Here is a 16,817-nt window from a genome sequence, read left to right as displayed (position 1 = left end):
GTCGGCATGCTCCCGCTTCACATGAAAGGCGAGATCCGGGAATGCACCGCGCTGCCATAGGGGCGCTGAAGCCAACCCTAACGTAACGTAAGGGTTGCCGCGAATTGAGGAGAGTGTCGATGGCCGAGACCGGGATGATGCACATCGGAGAGTTAGCTGAACGCACGGGGCTGTCGCTGCGAACGATTCGCCACTACGACCAGATCGGCCTGCTGACTCCTTCGGGCCGGTCGGAGGGAGGTTTCCGCCTCTACACGGAAGATGATCACGACCAGCTGATGCTGATTCGCAGGATGAAGCCGCTGGGGTATTCGCTGGAGCAGATGGGTGACCTGCTCCGGGCACTGGAGAGTGCTCGCGGAAGCGAACCATCGCGGGCCGATGGAGCCAATGAGCTGACGCAGTTTCTCGATGATGCGCACGAACGTCGTGACAGACTCGCACGGCAGCTCGCCGCCGCCGATGAGTTCATCGATCAGCTCAACTCACGGATCATTGCGTAGACGAGCGACTTCCGGCAACTGAGGATTCGGCTCACTCGCCGAGGTGGTCCCCCAGGTCATCGAGGATCTGCCCGGCACCGGTGGGGCCGAGGCCGCGGAACCACACGTCGTCGTTGACGCGGACGGCTTTGCCGTCCTTGACTGCATCGAGCCCCCTCCACTGGCTGGAGTCGAGTGCCGCCTCCTCTCCGGTCGCCCCCGGATCGCCATAGCTGGCGTAGAAGACGTAGTTGCCTTCGGCTTGGTCGAGGTTCTCCGGGGAGATCTCGACGGCGAGCTCGTTGACGTCCTGATTCTTCGGACGCTTGAACCCGGCATCATTGAGGATGACTCCGATGAGCGATTGGTTTGCGTACAGGCGCGGGCGCTCGGGCATGAAGCGCACGAGCGAAATCGTCCGGTCTCCGTCGACATCTGCCCTCAGACCTTCTGCTTCTTCTGCATACTCCTTGAGGTTCGCCGCGGTTTCGTGTTCCATCCCCATAGCCTCACCGACGAGACGGAAGTTCTCCTTCCACGGGAACCCCGGCCTGATCGAGAACACGGTCGGAGCGATCGAATCGAGCTCGTCGTAGCGCAGCTGGCTGCCGAGAATGAGGGCGGGTTCGAGCGAAGCGATCTTCTCGAGGTCAAGCTCCTGAATCGTGCCGAGCGTCTCGACTCCCTCCACCTGGTCATCGAGGTAGCTGGGCACAGGATTGGCGCCCTCAGTCGTGACCATGCCGACGGGCTTGATGCCCAGCGAGAGGACATCATCGAGCTCACCCGTGTCAAGGACGACGACTCGTTCGGGCTTCTTCTCGATCTCGGTCGTGCCGTTGGCGTGCTTGACCGTACGAGGGAAGACCCCGGCCTCGGCATCGCTGCCGAGCTTCGCGGTCTCCTCATCGGCAGTGCCGAAGGCTTCTCCGCCGATCGCGACGTCCTTGTTTCCGGATTCGCCTCCGGACCCTTTGTCCTCCTCAGCGGCGCAGCCGGTGGCGAGCAGGGCGATTGTCACGGCGGCGGCTGCTCCCAGACCGCACCTGGGCACCTCGCTGTCCATTACACGTGCAGTTTTCAGTGGACTTAGGTTAGGCTCATCTATATCTCTTCTCAGTCAACCGAAAGGTCCCCATGTCCCGCCTCATCCTGCCTGGTGTCCGCACCCACGTGCTCGCCTCGCTTGCTCTCATCACCGACGATGCCGGTCACGAGGTCACCGCCGAGGAGCAGCCGACGACGATCGTCTCCACCGCCGTCACCCTCACCGGCAGCCTGCTTGCGATCGACGCACCCGTCACCGCCTCCGGTGCCACCATGCCGAACTCCCCCGTCGCCGACGACCAGGGCTTCTTCACTCAGTGGAGCGATGTCGCGAAGGAGAAGGATGTCGAGGCCCTCTACCAAGGCGACCCCGACGTCGAGGCAGTGCTGGGCGAGGAGCCCGACCTCATCGTGGTCTCGAAGACCGGCCAGGACTCGGCGAATGCGATCTACGATCAGCTCAGCGATATCGCTCCGACCGTGGTCATCGACTACGGCGACAAGGACTGGCAGGAGGTCACGAGCCGCCTCGGCGAGATCACCGGCCACGAGGACGACGCAAAGAAGGTCAATGACGAGTTCGACGCTCGCGCCGAGGAAGTCAAGGAGTCGATCGACGCCCCCGCGCAGCCCGTCACCGGGTTGGTCTTCAACGAGAAGGTCAAGGGAGGCGGATCTGGGGCCAGCGCGAACATCTGGACGCCGGAATCGGCGCAGGGAAAACTCCTCGAAGAGGTCGGTTTCGAACTCGCCGAAGTCCCTGAGGGGACGGCCGGCCAAGGCGAGATGGGCAAGCGCGCCGATATCGTCGAGGTCACCGGTGAGAACCTCTCCAAGGCCGTCACCGGTGAATCCGTCTTCCTCTTCAATGCGAATGAGAAGACCGCCGAGTCGTATGAGAAGAACTCTCTCGTCGAGAGCACCCCTGCGGTGAAGAACGATGCGGTCTTCGCCCTCGGCCTCGACTCGTTCCGCCTCGACTACTATTCCGCCACGAACGTCCTCGGCCGGATCGAGGACGAATTCGGCAAGTGATGACGAAACGGACGGTCGGCACCGAAGAATCGCCTTCGCTGCCGACCGTCCGTTCTGAATCCGCGGTGCCGCCTCGGTGATCAGTCCCTGGCGGGACGGGAGCCGATGATCTCGGCCCGGTCGTCGCGGCTGAGCTGGCGCAGCTGGGTCACGTGAGCAGGGTTGAGTTCGGAGACGTCGGCCACCTGCAGCAGACGCATGGTGCGTTCGACCTGCTCGCCGAGGATCCCGATCGTCCGATCCACGCCTTCCCGACCTCCGGCCATGAGGCCGTAGAGGTAGGCGCGGCCGATGAGCGTGAAGTCGGCGCCGAGGGCCAGCGAGGCGACGATGTCGGCTCCGTTGCGGATGCCGGTGTCGATGATGATCTCCACGTCCCTGCCGATCTCGCGAGCCACCTCGGGGAGGAGTTCGAAGGGAACGGGCGCCCGGTCGAGCTGTCGTCCGCCGTGGTTGGACAGGACGATCGAGTCGACGCCGAGGTCGGCGAGCTTCTTCGCGTCTTCGACGGTCTGCACGCCCTTGACGGAGAAGTTCCCGGGCCACATGGCGCGGATCTCGGCGAGGTCGTCGAAGTCGATCGACGGGTCCATCGCGGAATCGAGGAGCTCGCCGACGGTTCCGCCGGTCTCCGACAGGGACGCGAACTCGAGTTTCGGCGTGGTCAGGAAGTCCCACCACCACCAGGGACGCGGAATCGCATTGAGGATCGTCTGCGGAGTCAGCTGCGGCGGGATCGAGAAGCCGTTGCGCGTATCGCGCAGGCGAGCCCCGGCCACGGGGGCGTCGACGGTGAAGAACAGGGTGTCGAAGCCGGCGTTCTTCGCGCGCTCGACGAGCCCGTAGGAGATATCGCGCTGCTTCATCACGTAGAGCTGGAACCAGTTGCGACCGTGCGGGTTGACCTTCTTCACGTCCTCGATCGAGGTCGTGCCCAGGGTCGAGAGGGTGAACGGGATTCCCGCCGCTCCGGCGGCCCCGACCCCGGCGGTCTCACCCTCGGTCTGCATGAGTCGGGTGAAGCCGGTCGGGGCGATGCCGAAGGGCATCGCCGAGCTGCCGCCCATGATCTGGGTGGAGGTGTCGACATTCGTGACGTCTCTGAGGATCGAGGGATGGAATTCGATGTCGCGGAAGGCCTGCATCGACCGCTCCATCGAGATCTCACCCTCGGCGGCTCCATCGGTGTAATCGAAAGCTGCGGCCGGTGTCCGGCGCTTCGCGATAGTGCGCAGGTCCTCGATCGTCAGCGCGTTCTCCAGACGGCGCTTCTTCGAGTCGAGTTCGAACTTCTTGAACTTCATGAGTTCGAAGATCTCTGCCGGCTGCGGGATCTGTCTCTTGACCATGTCTGTCGGTCCTTTCTGTGGCGAAAAAGCTGGGGGTTCTCGGGGTGTTGGCAGGCGGGCGTGACTCCTGCGTCAGGACGAGGGGACCATCCACGACAGCACCGTGGATTGGAGTCCGACGAGCAGGCACATGATGACCAGCAGCCCCAGCGACCAGCCGATGACGCGGCGGAAGATCGACGCCTCCCTGCCGAGGAGCCCGACGGCCGTGGCTGCGATCGTGAGGTTCTGGGGGCTGACCATCTTGCCGAGGACGCCGCCGGAGCTGTTGGCCCCGACGAGCAGCAGCGGGTCGAGTCCGGCCTCATGCGCGGCCGTCTGCTGCAGCGTGGCGAACAGGGCATTGGCCGAGGTGTCCGATCCGGTGACAGCGGTGCCCAACCAGCCGAGGATCGGTGAGAGGAACGCGAAGAAGGCGCCCGTGCCGGCGATCCAGGTGCCGATGGTGATGGTCTGCCCCGACAGGTTCATGACATACGCCAGGGCGAGCACCGAACCGACGGTGAGGATCGAGAACCGCATCTTCACGACATTGACGACGAGGACGTCGAGGGCATCCTTGGCCGTCATCTTGTAGACGATGGCGACGATGATGCCGGAGATGAGCAGCAGCGTTCCCGGCGAGGACAGCCATTGGAAGTTGTAGATCGTGCTCGTCGACACCTCACCTGCCGAGTTGAGGATGTTCCCGTCCAGGCCCGGCCAGGGGATCTTCACATCGGTAGAGGCCAGCCAGTTGTTCAGCGCGGGGACGAGCTTCGCCACGGAGAAGATGACGATGACGAGCAGATAGGGGAAGAGCGCGAGGAACACCCGCGACCCGGTCAGCGGCGCCGTCTCCTTCTTGACATCGGTGGCCACGGCCGCGGAGGCGGTGCCCGCATCGGGGGCGTCGGCACCCTCGTGCTCGCGCTCGTCGGCCATGCGGTCGAGTGCATCCTGTCCGCCCTTCGGCTTCCAGAACCGGAGCATGATGACGACGGCGGCGAGGCCGACGAGGGAGGCGATGATGTCGGTGAGTTCGACGGAGAGGAAGTTCGAGGACACGTACTGAGCGGCACCGAAGACGAGGCCGACGACCAGGGCCAGCGGCCAGATCTGGCGGAGTCCGCGACGACCGTCGACGAGCATGACGAGGAACAGCGGGACGATCGCGGCCAGGAACGGGGTCTGGTGACCGACCATCGCACCGATGTCCTGATAGTCGATGCCGGTAAGCGTGCCGGCGGTGATGATCGGAATGGCGATGGCACCGAAGGCCACAGGAGCGGTGTTCGCGACGAGGACGACGACCGCGGCACGCATGGCGGTGAAGCCCACTGCCACGAGCATGACACCGGTGATCGCCACCGGGGCGCCGAATCCGGCGAGCGCCTCGAGGAGTCCGCCGAAGCAGAAGGCGATGATGATGGCCTGGATGCGTGGGTCATCGGAGATGACGTTGATGACCAGTCGCAGGTCTTCGAAATGGCCCGAGCGCACGGTGAGTTCGTAGAGCCAGATCGCGGTGATGACGATCCACATGATCGGGAACAGGCCGAAGGCGAATCCCTGCGTCGCCGACAGCGCGGCGAGCCCGACGGGCATTCCGTAGGCGGCGATGGCGACGATGAGGGCGACGCCGACTGCCGTCAGTCCGGCCCAATGGGCCTTCCACTTCAGTGCGCCGAGGGTGACGAAGATCGTCAGCAGCGGCAGGATCGCCAGCAGCGACGACCACAGCAGGCTGTCGGCCACCGGGGCGATTTCGGGTGTGTACATGGTTTCTCCAACATGGCCGGGCATGCCCACTGCGGGTCCGTTCCCCTGTGAACGCGCTCCGAACTCGAATGATCGAATTGTTCAGTATGGCCTTTATGAGGTCAGACCATTAATCTGAGCATAGGACGGCGATGTGATCTGCGTCAAGCAATCGTTCGGGATTCCCCGCCGAGGCGGCCGGCCGGCAACGGGGGCCGAGCAGCGGTGACGCCGGTGCGGGCAGAGCAGTGACCGTGCCGGTGCGGGCAGAGTACTGATGCGAGAAGGGACATGACATGATGATCCGATGGAGGAGACCATGAGCGAGGACAAGGGCGCAATGTGGAAGCCCGTGAGCCGGCCGAGCACCTATGAGCTCGTCATCGACGCCGTCGAAGAGCAGATCATGTCCGGCTCGCTCACCGTCGGCGACCCCCTCCCCGCCGAACGCGATCTGGCGACTAAGCTCGGCGTCAGCCGGGCCAGCGTCCGCGAGGCACTGCGGGTACTCGAAAGCCTAGGTGTCGTCCGCTCCTCAGGCGGGTCGGGCCGCGGTGCGGGAACCTTCATCGCTGCGATGCCCTCAGCCGCCCTCACTCGCTTCCTCCGCCTCCATGTCGCTCTCGCGAACTTCAGCATCGACGATGTGACGGAGACGCGCATCCAACTCGAACGCTCGAGCTCGATCCTCGCGGCCGCTCGCGCCGACAAGGATTCGCTGGCCGCCATCAATGCTCAGCTCGCGATGATGGACACGCCCGGCATCAGCATCGACGTCTTCAACGACGCGGACACGGCGTTCCACGTCGCCATCGCTCAAGCGGCCGGCAATCAGCTGTTCTCCGATCTGACAGGGGCGATCCGCACCTCCCTGCGCACGTCGATCTTCGCCTCCTTCAACAGGGTCGACGATCCGCAGGAGCTCATGTCCCGGCTGCAGGCCCAGCACCATCAGATCCTCGAAGCCATCATCGCCGGCGACACGGCGGAGGCGGCGCGGGTGACCGAGAAGCACATCCGCTTCGCCGCCTCGGCGCTCCCCGGGCTCACCGAGACCTGAGCAGTCCCGTCCCTTGCTACCTGACGGCGGCCCAGCAACCTCGCGCGAGGTTGCTGGGCCGCCGTCAGGTAGTAATTAAGTGGGTTCACTGCCCGTCGGTACGCAGGGCCACCTCGGCGGTCTCCGTTTCGATCCTCGCCTCATCGTCGGCCCGCTTCTGCGCGCGCTTCTCCTCTCGGTGGGCGGCCCTGACCTCTTTGCGTCGTTCGACGAGGAGATAGAGGGCGGGGACGAGGATGAGCGTGAGCACCGTCGACGAGGTGAGCCCGCTGATGACGACGATCGCCAGGGGCTGCGAGATGAACACTCCCCCGCCGGTCAGCCCGAACGACATCGGCACGAGGGCGAAGATCGTCGCGGCAGCGGTCATGAGGATCGGGCGCAGGCGCAGTCGGGTGCCGTGGACGATCGCGTCCATGAGGTCGAGCCCGTCCTCCCGCAGCTTGTTGATGAGGTCGATGAGCACGATCGCGTTCGTCACGACGATGCCGATGAGCATGAGCAGACCGATGAGTGAGGGAATGCCCAATGGTGTGCCGGTAGCCAGCAGGAGCAGCACGGCTCCGGTCGCGGCGAAGGGGATCGACACCAGCAGGATGAGCGGCTGGACGAAGCTGCGGAAGGTCGCGATCATCACGAGGAACACGAGCACGATCGCCACGGCCATCGCCATTCCGAGCTGACCGAAGGATTCCGCCTGCTCCTGGCTGGCGCCGCCGACGTCGAAGCTGACTCCGTCGGGCAGGTCCATGGTCTCGGTCAGGTCAGTGGCCGTGGCGGTGACCGTTTCGAGCTGGCCGCTGGACGGGGTTGCGAACACGGTGACCTTCCGGTCGCCGTCGGCGCGGTCGATCGTCGCCGGGGTCTCGGTCTTCTTCACCTCCGCGATCTCGTCGACGGTGATCGGTTCGCCCGTGATGTCGGGGATGGCGGCCTGCTCATCGGCAAGCGCCTCTTCCTCCTCCTGGCTCTGCTCCTGTTCACGCTGGCCGTCGATGAGATCGTCGATGGCATCATTGGCTTCCTGCAGTCCCGTCTCTGCCTGTTCGACGCCTTCGCGGGCCTGTTCCACCTGGTCGGCAGCCATGTCGCCCGGGCTCGGAGCCGGCGGCGGATTCTCGGCATCGCGCAGGGCCTTGCGGGCCTCTTCGAGCTGGTCGGCGGCATCATCACGGGCCTCGCGGGCGGATTCGAGCTGTTCGGCCGATTCGTCTGCGGCCTTGCGCTTGGCCTCCTCGGCGCGGGCATCGGTCTTCTCCTCGACCCGATCCGTCGCGTCTTCCTGCGCGTTCTGCGTCTGCACCTCGGTGACGGGCAGTTCGAGAGCACGGATCTCGTCCGGGGTCGCATCCGGGTGAGTCGGGGCGAGGGTGATGTCGCGCTCCTGGCCGTTGAGGGCGATGGTTCCGGCTTCGACACCGTGGAGTGCGTCGGCGATGGCCTGCCCGACCTCAGCCTGGCTGAATCCGTAGTCGGCGGCTTTCTCCCGATCGACGTCGACTTCGATGACCGGCTGGTCGGCGGCGAGGTCGTTGCGGGCGGTCTGGACACCGTCGGTGTCCGCCATCTTCTTCGTCACCTCGTCGGCAGCCTTTCGCAGCGCACCCAGGTCGGTGCCCGAGAGGGTGACCTCGACGTCCTCGCTGACGGAGCCGCCGGCGTCCTGGACGTCGATCTCGCCCGCGTCCTTCCCGAGGTCGTCGAGTTGGGTGCGGAGGCGGTTTGTCGCGACCTCGGCCTCGGAGTCTTCGGCCAGGGTGACGTTGAACTGGTTCTCTGCTCCGGATTCCGGGCCGTTGACCGTCGTCGAGTAAGTGTCGACGTCCGGATCATCGCCGAGCACGGCTTCCACGCGCTTCGCGGCCTTGTCACCGGCTTCGAGCGAGGCGCCGGCGGGAAGGGTCTGCGTGATGTACACGGAGTTCTGCCCGGCCGATCCGAGCAGATCCGTCTTGAGGAAGGTCGCGCACATCATCGTGACGATGAAGATGACGACGGAGAAGGCGATGGTCCTCCAGGGGTGGTGCAGGGCGGAGATGATCGCCGGCAGGCTGCGCTGCTGGAGGCGATCGACTCGGCCGGAGGCCTCACCGTTTCCGGGGGCGGGAGCGACGACGGGTTCGACGGTCGCGTCCGGCAGCGGGTCCTTGCCCTTGGCCGCGTGTTTGGCGTTCTTCTTCTCGATCGTCTTCTGGCGGCGTTCGGCACGCGCCACTGAGCGGCGGTGCTGCTTGGCCGCCCACAGCTCATAGCTGCGGTCCGTGGCGGCCTGTCGTTTGGGTGAGAGCGGTTTGGGGCTGCGGCGCAGGACCCAGTAGCTGAAGACCGGGACGATCGTCAGTGCCACGAGGAGCGAGGCCAGCAGCGCCAGGCTGACAGTGACGGAGAAGGGCCGGAAGAGCTGCCCGGCGATGCCGTCGACGAAGGCGATGGGCAGGAACACCGCGACGGTAGTCAGCGTGGAAGCGGTGATGGCGCCGGCGACCTGTCTGACGCTGGCCACGATGTCCTCGACCGTCAGGTCGCTCGTGCCCTGCCGCCTGCGGATGTTCTCGATGACGACGATGGAGTCGTCGACGACGCGGCCGACGGCGATCGTCAGGGCACCCAAGGTGAGGATATTGAGGGTGTAGTCGCCGACCATGAGCCCGATCATCGCGATGAGCAGGGACATCGGGATCGAGATCGCGGCGACGATGGTCGAACGGAACGAGCCGAGGAAGGCGAGGATGACGAAGATCGCGAAGATCAGGCCGAGCCCGCCTTCGACGGAGAGGTCGTGGATCGACTTCTCGATCTCCGGCGCCTGGTCGAAGATCGTCGAGAACTGCGTGTCCTCGCCGAGCTTCGGGCCCACCCGGTCGAGGGTGTCGGCGACCTTGTGGGAGACGTCGACGACATTGGCGTCCTGGTCCTTGGTCACCGACACCGTCACGGAGTCCTTGCCGTCGGCGCGGGACAGTGAGGTCTTCTCGATCGAGTCGAGGTCGACGTCGGCGACCTCCCCGAGGAGCACGGTGCCGTCCGAGGTGCGCAACGGCGTCTTCTCGATCTGTTCGACGGCGTCGACCTCTGTGCCGACTTCGACGGCCATCGAGGTGTCGCCCTGGGAGCTCTGGCCCGCAGGGACGACCGTGCCGGCGGCTTCGAGCTCATCGGGAACGGAGGACTCGACGACGTTTTTCTCCGCCACGTCCTCGGGGCGGAAGGTGATGGAGACCCGCTGCTCGTCCTGGCCTGTGACCTCGATGTTCGAGACCCCGTCGAGGGCGCGGAGTTCGGGGACGAGGTCGGTCTCGAGGCGATCGCCCAGAGTCTTCGGGTCCCCGCCGGAGACGGCGAACATCGTCACCGGGACCTCGTCCATCTGATAGGACAGCACCTCGGCCTCGGCGTCGGCGGGCAGATCCGATTTCACTCCGTCGACGGCGGAGCGGACGGCGTCGGTCATCTCTTCGGAATCTTTTCCGAAGGGCCAGGTCACCTCGGCGGTCATCATCCCCGAGGAGGTGGAGGTGGTCACCGATTCGAGTTCTCCGACCCCGTCGAGCGCGGTCTCGAGAGGCTTGGTCACGGTCTCCTCGATCACTTCCGGGGAGGCCCCGGGGACGGTGGCCTGCACCGAGGTGCCGGGCAGGTCGACCGAGGGCATCGTCTCCTGGTTGAGTGAGGTGGTCGCGACGATGCCGAAGACGGCGATCACGAGGGTGAGCAATCCGACGATGAGGCGGTTCTTCAGACTCATCCGGGTGATCAGGTGCACGGGTTTCTCCGGGTTCGGGGGTGTGAGCAGGGCGCTCCAGCCAGTCTTCCAAGCGAAGCGCCTCAGCGGATCGCCCGAAAGTAGTCAACGGTGTCCCCCAAAAGGATGATTTGTCACTGCTGTTCCAGGCAGGTCGATCACGGCCGTTCGGTGGGGCACGTTTCGACCCTAGAAGCGGTGACGCTTACCCGGCACGGGAGTTGGCCCCCAGACCACCCTCAGGAAACACGGAGGAAAACCGGAGGATCCCCTCCCCCGAACTACCTGACGGCGGCTGAGCAACCTCGCGCGAGGTTGCTCAGCCGCCGTCAGGTAGCAATAGGGGTTCAGGTGTGGAGGCGGACGTGGTGGAGGAGGCGTTCTCGGCTGCCGCCGGACGCCGTGACGGCCGGTCCTGCGGCGTCGGCGTTGAGCGCGGCAGTCAGAGTGGATTCGGCAGCCTCGGTGTCGAAATCCTCACCGATGACGACGAGGACGCTGTCCGGATCACTGTCGACCGCATTCGAATCCGGAGCCGTCGGGGCGGGGCGGACCGCCTCGGCGACGTAGACGTTCGGACCGACCGCCTGCACGCCGAAGTGTCGCTGGCCCGATCCCACGGCCACGAGCACGGTGCCTTTCACCCGGTACACCCCGGCCGGGAGGTCCTCGACGAAGTCCATCACCGCGTCCGGGTCGGCGGGCCCGTTGCCGGTGACGGTCACCGACCGCGCGTGGCGGTGTGGCACGGATTCCTCGTCGATCCCGTCGTCACCGAGCTGGTCGGCGGCGGCTTCGGCATAAGCCTGCCGCAGGAGTTCCCGGATCGGCAGCTCGGGCTGGATCGGGTCCTCGCCGCCGTCGGAGCCGCCTCGGCGAGGGTCTCGGTCGCTTTCGCCCGGATCGAAGATCAGGGTGGGGTCGAGGCGGGCATGGTGGGTGCCGATGACGATCACGCGCGGATTGCGTTCATGGACGCGGGCGCGGACGGCTTCGACTGCGGCGTTCCGGTCGGCGGCAGGCAGCTGGTCGAGCTTGTTGACCAGCACCAATGTCGTCGCCGCATAGCGGACGGGCGGCAGCTGTGATGTGTCGACGGTGTCGAAGTATATGGTGGCGTCGACGAGGTCGATGACCCCGCCGAGGTGGAACCGGTGGTGTCCCATGCGGGTGATCATCCGGGCCAAGGTCAGCGGTTCGGCGAATCCGCTGGCTTCGACGATGATCGCGTCGAGTCGCAGCCCAGGGTTCGTCATCGCCACGAGCGCGTCCTCGAGTTCGGAGTCATCGGTCAGGCAGCACACACATCCGCCCGATATCGACAGCGGCTCGTCGACCTGGCCGACGACGAGTCCGGCGTCGATGTTGAGGTCGCCGAAGTCGTTGACGATGACGCCGATGCGGGCGTCGGGGTGGCGCAGAAGGTGATTGAGCAGGCTCGTCTTTCCGGCGCCGAGGTAGCCGGTGAGCAGGATGACCGGTAACGCCGGTCTGCGCCTGAGTCCGCTCATTGCGCCTCCTTTCGTGCCGGGCGGCTCGAAAGCACGGGCTCCGGTACCGGGTCCATCGTCGGGGTGGGTCGAACCGCCCATTAATGGTAACGTGTTTCATTATTTCTCTCGCATATGCACGTTCACGCATATGCGCCTCCGACAGGGACGATCAGGGAGGATTCCCCATGGCAGCTCCGCAGAAGAAGACGCGCAGCACCGCGCAGAAGGCTCTCATCCGTTCCGCCTTGGAGACCGAGACCCGCTTCGTCTCTGCCAAGCAGCTCCACCGCCGCCTCGAAGACGAGGGCGCCAGCGTCGGCCTGGCCACGGTCTACCGGCAGCTCAATGCGCTCGCGCACGGCGGCGACGCCGATACGATCACCATCGCCGAGACCCAGCTCTTCCGCGCCTGCGCACAGGCCGAACACCACCACCACCTCGTCTGTGAGCGCTGCGGCACCGCCGTCGAGATCGACCCGCCCAGCGAGGACTGGATGCGTCAGGTCGCGGCCTCGAACGGCTTCGAGATCACGCATCATGTGTTCGAGATCTTCGGCCTGTGCGCCGAATGCAGGGCCACCGGCTGAGTCACCGAGCCGATGAGCCTCAGCCCCGGCACGCGGAGTCCCAGGCGGGAAACTCGTCGCAGTACTTCAGCCAGGCCATCGGGCCCGCCAGCAGCTCAGCATCGGTGAGAACGGCACGGCCGAGCGCTTCGCACAGCCCCGCCTCGTCGAGGTCGAAGCCGATGAATGCCAGATCCTGGCCGAGCGCCAACAGCTCCGCACCCCCGCCGGGAAGCGGATCGGCGGTCAGGGGTGAGAGCGTGAGCAGGGTGCCCGTCTGATCCCAATGCGCGGTCACATAGGGCCGGGAGGCCAGCTTCGCGAAGCCGGCAGAACGAACAATGCGGCCCCAGCGCCCTTCGCCGAGTGCCGCGCCCAGCACTGCCTGCAGTCGCTGCGGTTGAAAGGGGCGCACCTGTTCGAAGCGGCAGGCGCGAACACCTCCCGATCGATCCGGGGGCCGAAACTCCGAGTTGAGTATCGCCGTCCATCCCGCCGCAGGAGGCCGCTGCTCGAACTGCCAGCGCACCGGCTCATGCACCGCGCCGTCGCACAACAGGAAGCGTCTGGCCTCGGGCGCCAGGTGCGCGATCAGCCCGATGGCCGCCTCGATCCCGTCCGGGTCGGAGGGGTCCGGTGCCAACAGGGCCAGAGTCGAAGCGAATTCGATCTGCGCGACGAGGGCTCCGACGCGTGCTTCCGAACCGAGATCGCTGTGCAGGCACGCAAGATCGAGCACGCAGACGAGGTCGGTGAGCACGGCCCGTGTGTCCGAGGCACTCAAGGCTCCGATGATGTCCGCACAGTCCGCACCCTGCCCGTATTCGAGGACGAAGCCGTGCACCCCGGAGGTCATTCCGACCAGGTCGACGAGGCGGTCGATCGCCTCGATGCCCTGCTCGATCTGCTCCGCAGGCACGAAGACATAGCCGCGGTCCCTGGCCAGTCCCATCGCATACTGCCGGCGCTCGGCCGCGCAGAGTCCGACGACGGCGATCGCTTCGATTCCGTCGACGAGGGGACCCCGCCTTCGCTTGGCTGATTCCCGCATTGGCTTCCCTTCGATCGAGAACATAGTATTGCAACTAATGATACTAATTCTCGATAAGGAGTCACGCTCATGAAGGTTCGCCGTTCTCTGCGTTCGCTGAAGTCCCAGCCCGGCTCGCAGGTGGTCCGCCGCCGCGGACGCGTCTACGTCATCAACAAGAAGAATCCTCGGTTTAAGGCCCGCCAGGGCTGAGCCGCTTGCGCTTCAGCGTGGTGACGCTGTAGCAGCTCGGTCCGTGCACCGAGCCGCTGCAGCGTCACCACGCTGATGGCATGATTCGTCGCGCCACCGGGCCGGCGAGGCTCAGTCGCGCTCGAACAGCTGCGGGGCGGACTCGACGAGCCTGCGGGTGTGGCGGATATGGGCGGCCATGACCGCCTCGGCGGATTCGACATCACCGATCTCGAGCACCCGCAGGATCATCTGATGCTCGGCGAAGATGTCGTCCTTCCGGCTGCTCACCTGCAGAACGAGCAGCCGCCTGCGGTAGTAGTGGCTGAGATTCCACAGGTGGTCGACGGTCCTGCTCAGCCGGTCCGCACCGGGCGCGGCCATGATGGCGCGGTGGAAGTCTCGGTCGCGTTCGAGGAACTCACCGGGCGAGCATGCGGCCTCGACCGCCTCGGCGAGGTGGACGAACTCCGCGAACGATTCGGGTGTGTGAGTGGGCATCGCCAGGGACAGCAGCAGCGGTTCGAGGCGTTCGCGCATGAGGTAGACCTCGCGGCACTCCTCGAGGCTGAGCTCGGTCACCCAAGCGCCCGTCGACGGAATCAGGGTCACGAGCCCCGCATCGGCCAGGGCGCGCAGGGCCTCACGGATCGGGATCCGGCTGACGCCGAACTCGGCGGCGATCTCCTCCTGCCGGATGCGAGCCCCGGGCGGCAGCTGACCGGCGATGATGCGCGAGCGCAGTTCGGCCGCGATGGCACCGCTGCGAGCTGGGTCATGCGTCATCATCTGACTCCCTCATCCCGCCGAGGCGGATCCCCTCCCCGGTCGTGCATTGCGCAGCTACGCGCACCGTGATTCCGTACGCCGCGAATACGCCTGCTACGGTTCCGCATACCTCGATCACACACGCCGCGGCGCACAACGTCCTTCGCTGTGAAGCATAGACCCGTGAGGCGACGCGCGAGGCAGGAGAAGAATCGCAATCCAATTGCAATCCAACGAAATCCCCGCATTTCAGCGCCGATCGATTCTGAAAAGATTCTGTGAAGAGACCCGCAGATCGGATCCGATCAGCCATTCATCCTTGTTTCGCATTCCCGTTTTCTCTATCTCGAAGTCAACCGATCCGGCACGTTTGGATCCAATCCTTCCCGACTCATTCCAAGACTGTGAGATTCGGCTATCTGCCCTGGTCATCTGGTGTATATAGGACCGAGCCGATTTGGCGCCGGATGCCGCGAAAGGTCGTTGACATCACTATTTCGGCGGCGCACACTTCAACAGTCGAAAACTGAATTCGCAATCGAAAGGCCGATGATGTCCGTTTTGAATCCCCCGACGTCCGGAGCTGCGGCCTCCGGATCGGGCAGACCGATGAGGGTCGACGTCCGCAATGACAAAGGTCTGAAGAGAGATATCGGCAAGATCGGCCTGCTGTTCACCGGGGTCGGTTCGATCATCGGATCCGGGTGGCTCTTCGGTGCCTTCAACGCCTCGGTGATGGTCGGCCCCGCGTCGCTGATCTCGTGGGCTCTGGGCGCGGTGATGATGATCTTCGTGGCGCTCAACTATGCCGAACTCGGCGTGATGTTCCCCGTCGCCGGCGGCGTCATCCGCTTCCCGCACTTCTCCTTCGGCTCCTTCGCGAGCTTCACCTCGGGCTGGATCACGTGGCTGTCGGTCGCGGCGACCGTGCCGATCGAGGTCATGGCCGCCGTGCAGTACGCCTCGAGCTATCTGCCGTGGCTCATGCACACCGTCGATGGCGTCGCCGTCCTCACCGGCCCCGGCATCGCGGTGAGCATCGGGCTCATGCTCGTCTTCAGCATCATCAACCTCTACGGAGTCTCGCTGTTCGCACGGTTCAACAACGTGCTCGTGTGGTGGAAGCTCGCCGTCATCCTGCTCGTCATCGTCGTGTTCTTCGCCCTGGCGTTCAATCCCGGCCACTTCGCTTCGCAGCAGTTCGGGGGCTTCGCCCCCAACGGGGTCGCCCCGATCCTCGCCGCCCTGCCGGCCGCCGGAATCGTCTTCTCCTATCTCGGCTTCCGGCAAGGCGTGGAGTTCGCCGGTGAGACGACGAACCCGCAGAAGAACGTGCCTTTCGCCGTCGTCGGGTCGATCCTCGTCACCGGTCTCATCTACATCCTCCTGCAGGCCGCCTTCATCGGTGCGCTGCCGACCGACCTGCTCAAGGACGGCTGGGCGAGTCTCGCGTTCACCAATGATGCAGGACCGCTGGCCGAGATCTCCCTGCTGCTGGGCGCCGTGTGGCTGGCGGTCATCCTCTACGGCGATGCGATCATCTCTCCCGCCGACACCGGCCTGATCTACACGGCTCTGGCCCCGCGCCTCTCGTATTCGCAGGCGAAGGTCGGCAATGCCCCGCGCGCCCTGGCCAAACTCAACAAGCACGGCGTGCCGTGGATCTCGCTGCTCGTGGTCTTCATCGTCTCGTGCATCATGTTCCTGCCGTTCCCCTCATGGGCGAAGCTCGTCGGGTTCATCACCTCGGGCACGGTGCTCTCCTTCGCCACCGGACCGGTCGTCGTTGCGGCGCTTCGCCGACAGCTGCCCGAGCAGGAGCGCCCGTTCAGACTGCCCGGCGGTGACGTCCTGCCGATCATCGGCTTCGTCTGCGCGAACCTCATCGTCTACTGGACGGGATGGGAGACGAACTGGAAGCTGTTCCTCGCCGTGGCCATCGGCTATGTCGTGATGATCGCCCACCACATCTTCGCCACGGACAAGTCGCGCCTGCCCGACCTGAAGATGCGCTCGGGCTGGTGGATGATTCTCTGGATGGCGGGCCTCGTCGTCCTCAGCCTCATCGGCCACTACGGCGGCGGACTCGATCTCATGGGCTTCATCGTCGGCGAGGTCGTGACCGTGATCTTCTCGATCATCGTCTTCTACGTCGGCATCGCCTGCCGCCTGACCCCCGAAGAGGCCGTCGAAGCCGTCGAACAGACCCAGATCGACGACTGAGGGATACCCTCGCCGAGGCGGCCGTGAGGAATACCGATGACCGCCGGCTCCGGCCCGCTTCGACACCAGCGCCGAGGCGGGCCGGATTTA

The 16,817-nt window shown here is 65.3% G+C and carries 13 protein-coding genes; 6 read left to right on the top strand and 7 right to left on the bottom strand.

What is annotated here, in order from left to right; translation table 11 throughout:
- Positions 1-119 precede the first annotated feature (119 nt).
- Positions 120-503 (top strand): MerR family transcriptional regulator, encoded by a 384-nt coding sequence (locus GUY37_RS02000; protein WP_166821579.1) that lies wholly within the window; start codon positions 120-122, stop codon positions 501-503.
- Between the two features lie 31 nt (positions 504-534).
- Here GUY37_RS02000 and GUY37_RS01995 read toward each other — a convergent pair whose 3' ends face one another.
- Complete coding sequence (locus GUY37_RS01995) at positions 535-1,548, bottom strand: ABC transporter substrate-binding protein (RefSeq protein ID WP_166821576.1); 1,014 nt, start codon at positions 1,546-1,548, stop codon at positions 535-537.
- Between the two features lie 71 nt (positions 1,549-1,619).
- Between GUY37_RS01995 and fepB the strand changes: the two genes are divergently transcribed.
- A complete protein-coding gene (gene fepB, locus GUY37_RS01990; RefSeq protein ID WP_166821572.1) occupies positions 1,620-2,564 on the top strand; it encodes a Fe2+-enterobactin ABC transporter substrate-binding protein in 945 nt (314 codons plus the stop codon).
- Positions 2,565-2,644: 80 nt separating this feature from the next.
- Here the strand turns inward: fepB and GUY37_RS01985 are convergent, their stop codons facing one another.
- Entirely contained in the window at positions 2,645-3,913 is a 1,269-nt protein-coding gene (locus GUY37_RS01985; RefSeq protein ID WP_166821569.1) for an alpha-hydroxy acid oxidase, read from the bottom strand.
- A gap of 72 nt (positions 3,914-3,985) precedes the next feature.
- Entirely contained in the window at positions 3,986-5,674 is a 1,689-nt protein-coding gene (locus GUY37_RS01980; RefSeq protein ID WP_166821567.1) for an L-lactate permease, read from the bottom strand.
- A 298-nt stretch (positions 5,675-5,972) separates the two neighbouring features.
- Here GUY37_RS01980 and GUY37_RS01975 point away from each other — a divergent pair, with 298 nt between their 5' ends.
- Positions 5,973-6,713, top strand: a complete 741-nt coding sequence (locus GUY37_RS01975; protein ID WP_166821564.1) for a FadR/GntR family transcriptional regulator — start codon at positions 5,973-5,975, stop codon at positions 6,711-6,713.
- Positions 6,714-6,798: 85 nt separating this feature from the next.
- On the opposite strand, the gene GUY37_RS01970 is transcribed toward GUY37_RS01975, so the two are convergent.
- On the bottom strand, positions 6,799-10,458 hold the full coding sequence (locus GUY37_RS01970; protein ID WP_166821561.1) for an efflux RND transporter permease subunit: 3,660 nt from the start codon (positions 10,456-10,458) through the stop codon (positions 6,799-6,801).
- 344 nt (positions 10,459-10,802) lie between these two features.
- Positions 10,803-11,966: a CobW family GTP-binding protein gene (locus GUY37_RS01965; protein ID WP_166821558.1), complete on the bottom strand. Its 1,164-nt coding sequence runs from the start codon at positions 11,964-11,966 to the stop codon at positions 10,803-10,805.
- A 167-nt stretch (positions 11,967-12,133) separates the two neighbouring features.
- Between GUY37_RS01965 and GUY37_RS01960 the strand changes: the two genes are divergently transcribed.
- A complete protein-coding gene (locus tag GUY37_RS01960) occupies positions 12,134-12,535 on the top strand; it encodes a Fur family transcriptional regulator (protein ID WP_166821555.1) in 402 nt (133 codons plus the stop codon).
- A gap of 19 nt (positions 12,536-12,554) precedes the next feature.
- Here the strand turns inward: GUY37_RS01960 and GUY37_RS01955 are convergent, their stop codons facing one another.
- Positions 12,555-13,565 carry a GTP-binding protein gene (locus GUY37_RS01955; protein ID WP_166821552.1) on the bottom strand — a complete coding sequence of 337 codons (1,011 nt, stop codon included), beginning with the start codon at positions 13,563-13,565 and terminating at the stop codon, positions 12,555-12,557.
- 69 nt (positions 13,566-13,634) lie between these two features.
- Here GUY37_RS01955 and ykgO point away from each other — a divergent pair, with 69 nt between their 5' ends.
- Positions 13,635-13,757 carry a type B 50S ribosomal protein L36 gene (ykgO, locus tag GUY37_RS01950; protein ID WP_039212194.1) on the top strand — a complete coding sequence of 41 codons (123 nt, stop codon included), beginning with the start codon at positions 13,635-13,637 and terminating at the stop codon, positions 13,755-13,757.
- Between the two features lie 111 nt (positions 13,758-13,868).
- Here ykgO and GUY37_RS01945 read toward each other — a convergent pair whose 3' ends face one another.
- Positions 13,869-14,522: a GntR family transcriptional regulator gene (locus GUY37_RS01945; protein ID WP_166821549.1), complete on the bottom strand. Its 654-nt coding sequence runs from the start codon at positions 14,520-14,522 to the stop codon at positions 13,869-13,871.
- Positions 14,523-15,065: 543 nt separating this feature from the next.
- Here GUY37_RS01945 and GUY37_RS01940 point away from each other — a divergent pair.
- Complete coding sequence (locus GUY37_RS01940) at positions 15,066-16,727, top strand: APC family permease (protein WP_208094738.1); 1,662 nt, start codon at positions 15,066-15,068, stop codon at positions 16,725-16,727.
- Positions 16,728-16,817 lie beyond the last annotated feature (90 nt).

It is taken from the genome of Brevibacterium limosum (genome assembly GCF_011617705.1).
Lineage (GTDB): Bacteria > Actinomycetota > Actinomycetes > Actinomycetales > Brevibacteriaceae > Brevibacterium > Brevibacterium limosum.
The sequence above is the reverse complement of the archived record's forward strand: the minus strand, read 5'-3'. Positions and strand labels throughout refer to the sequence as shown.

What these genes read in the sequence shown, in the direction of transcription:
- GUY37_RS01945 (WP_166821549.1), bottom strand. Translation starts at nt 14,522, where the DNA reads ATGACGCATGACCCAGCTCGCAGCGGTGCCATCGCGGCCGAACTGCGC.
- GUY37_RS01955 (WP_166821552.1), bottom strand. Translation starts at nt 13,565, where the DNA reads ATGCGGGAATCAGCCAAGCGAAGGCGGGGTCCCCTCGTCGACGGAATC.
- fepB (WP_166821572.1), top strand. Translation starts at nt 1,620, where the DNA reads ATGTCCCGCCTCATCCTGCCTGGTGTCCGCACCCACGTGCTCGCCTCG.
- GUY37_RS01985 (WP_166821569.1), bottom strand. Translation starts at nt 3,913, where the DNA reads ATGGTCAAGAGACAGATCCCGCAGCCGGCAGAGATCTTCGAACTCATG.
- GUY37_RS01965 (WP_166821558.1), bottom strand. Translation starts at nt 11,966, where the DNA reads ATGAGCGGACTCAGGCGCAGACCGGCGTTACCGGTCATCCTGCTCACC.
- GUY37_RS02000 (WP_166821579.1), top strand. Translation starts at nt 120, where the DNA reads ATGGCCGAGACCGGGATGATGCACATCGGAGAGTTAGCTGAACGCACG.
- GUY37_RS01980 (WP_166821567.1), bottom strand. Translation starts at nt 5,674, where the DNA reads ATGTACACACCCGAAATCGCCCCGGTGGCCGACAGCCTGCTGTGGTCG.
- ykgO (WP_039212194.1), top strand. Translation starts at nt 13,635, where the DNA reads ATGAAGGTTCGCCGTTCTCTGCGTTCGCTGAAGTCCCAGCCCGGCTCG.
- GUY37_RS01970 (WP_166821561.1), bottom strand. Translation starts at nt 10,458, where the DNA reads ATGAGTCTGAAGAACCGCCTCATCGTCGGATTGCTCACCCTCGTGATC.
- GUY37_RS01975 (WP_166821564.1), top strand. Translation starts at nt 5,973, where the DNA reads ATGAGCGAGGACAAGGGCGCAATGTGGAAGCCCGTGAGCCGGCCGAGC.
- GUY37_RS01995 (WP_166821576.1), bottom strand. Translation starts at nt 1,548, where the DNA reads ATGGACAGCGAGGTGCCCAGGTGCGGTCTGGGAGCAGCCGCCGCCGTG.
- GUY37_RS01960 (WP_166821555.1), top strand. Translation starts at nt 12,134, where the DNA reads ATGGCAGCTCCGCAGAAGAAGACGCGCAGCACCGCGCAGAAGGCTCTC.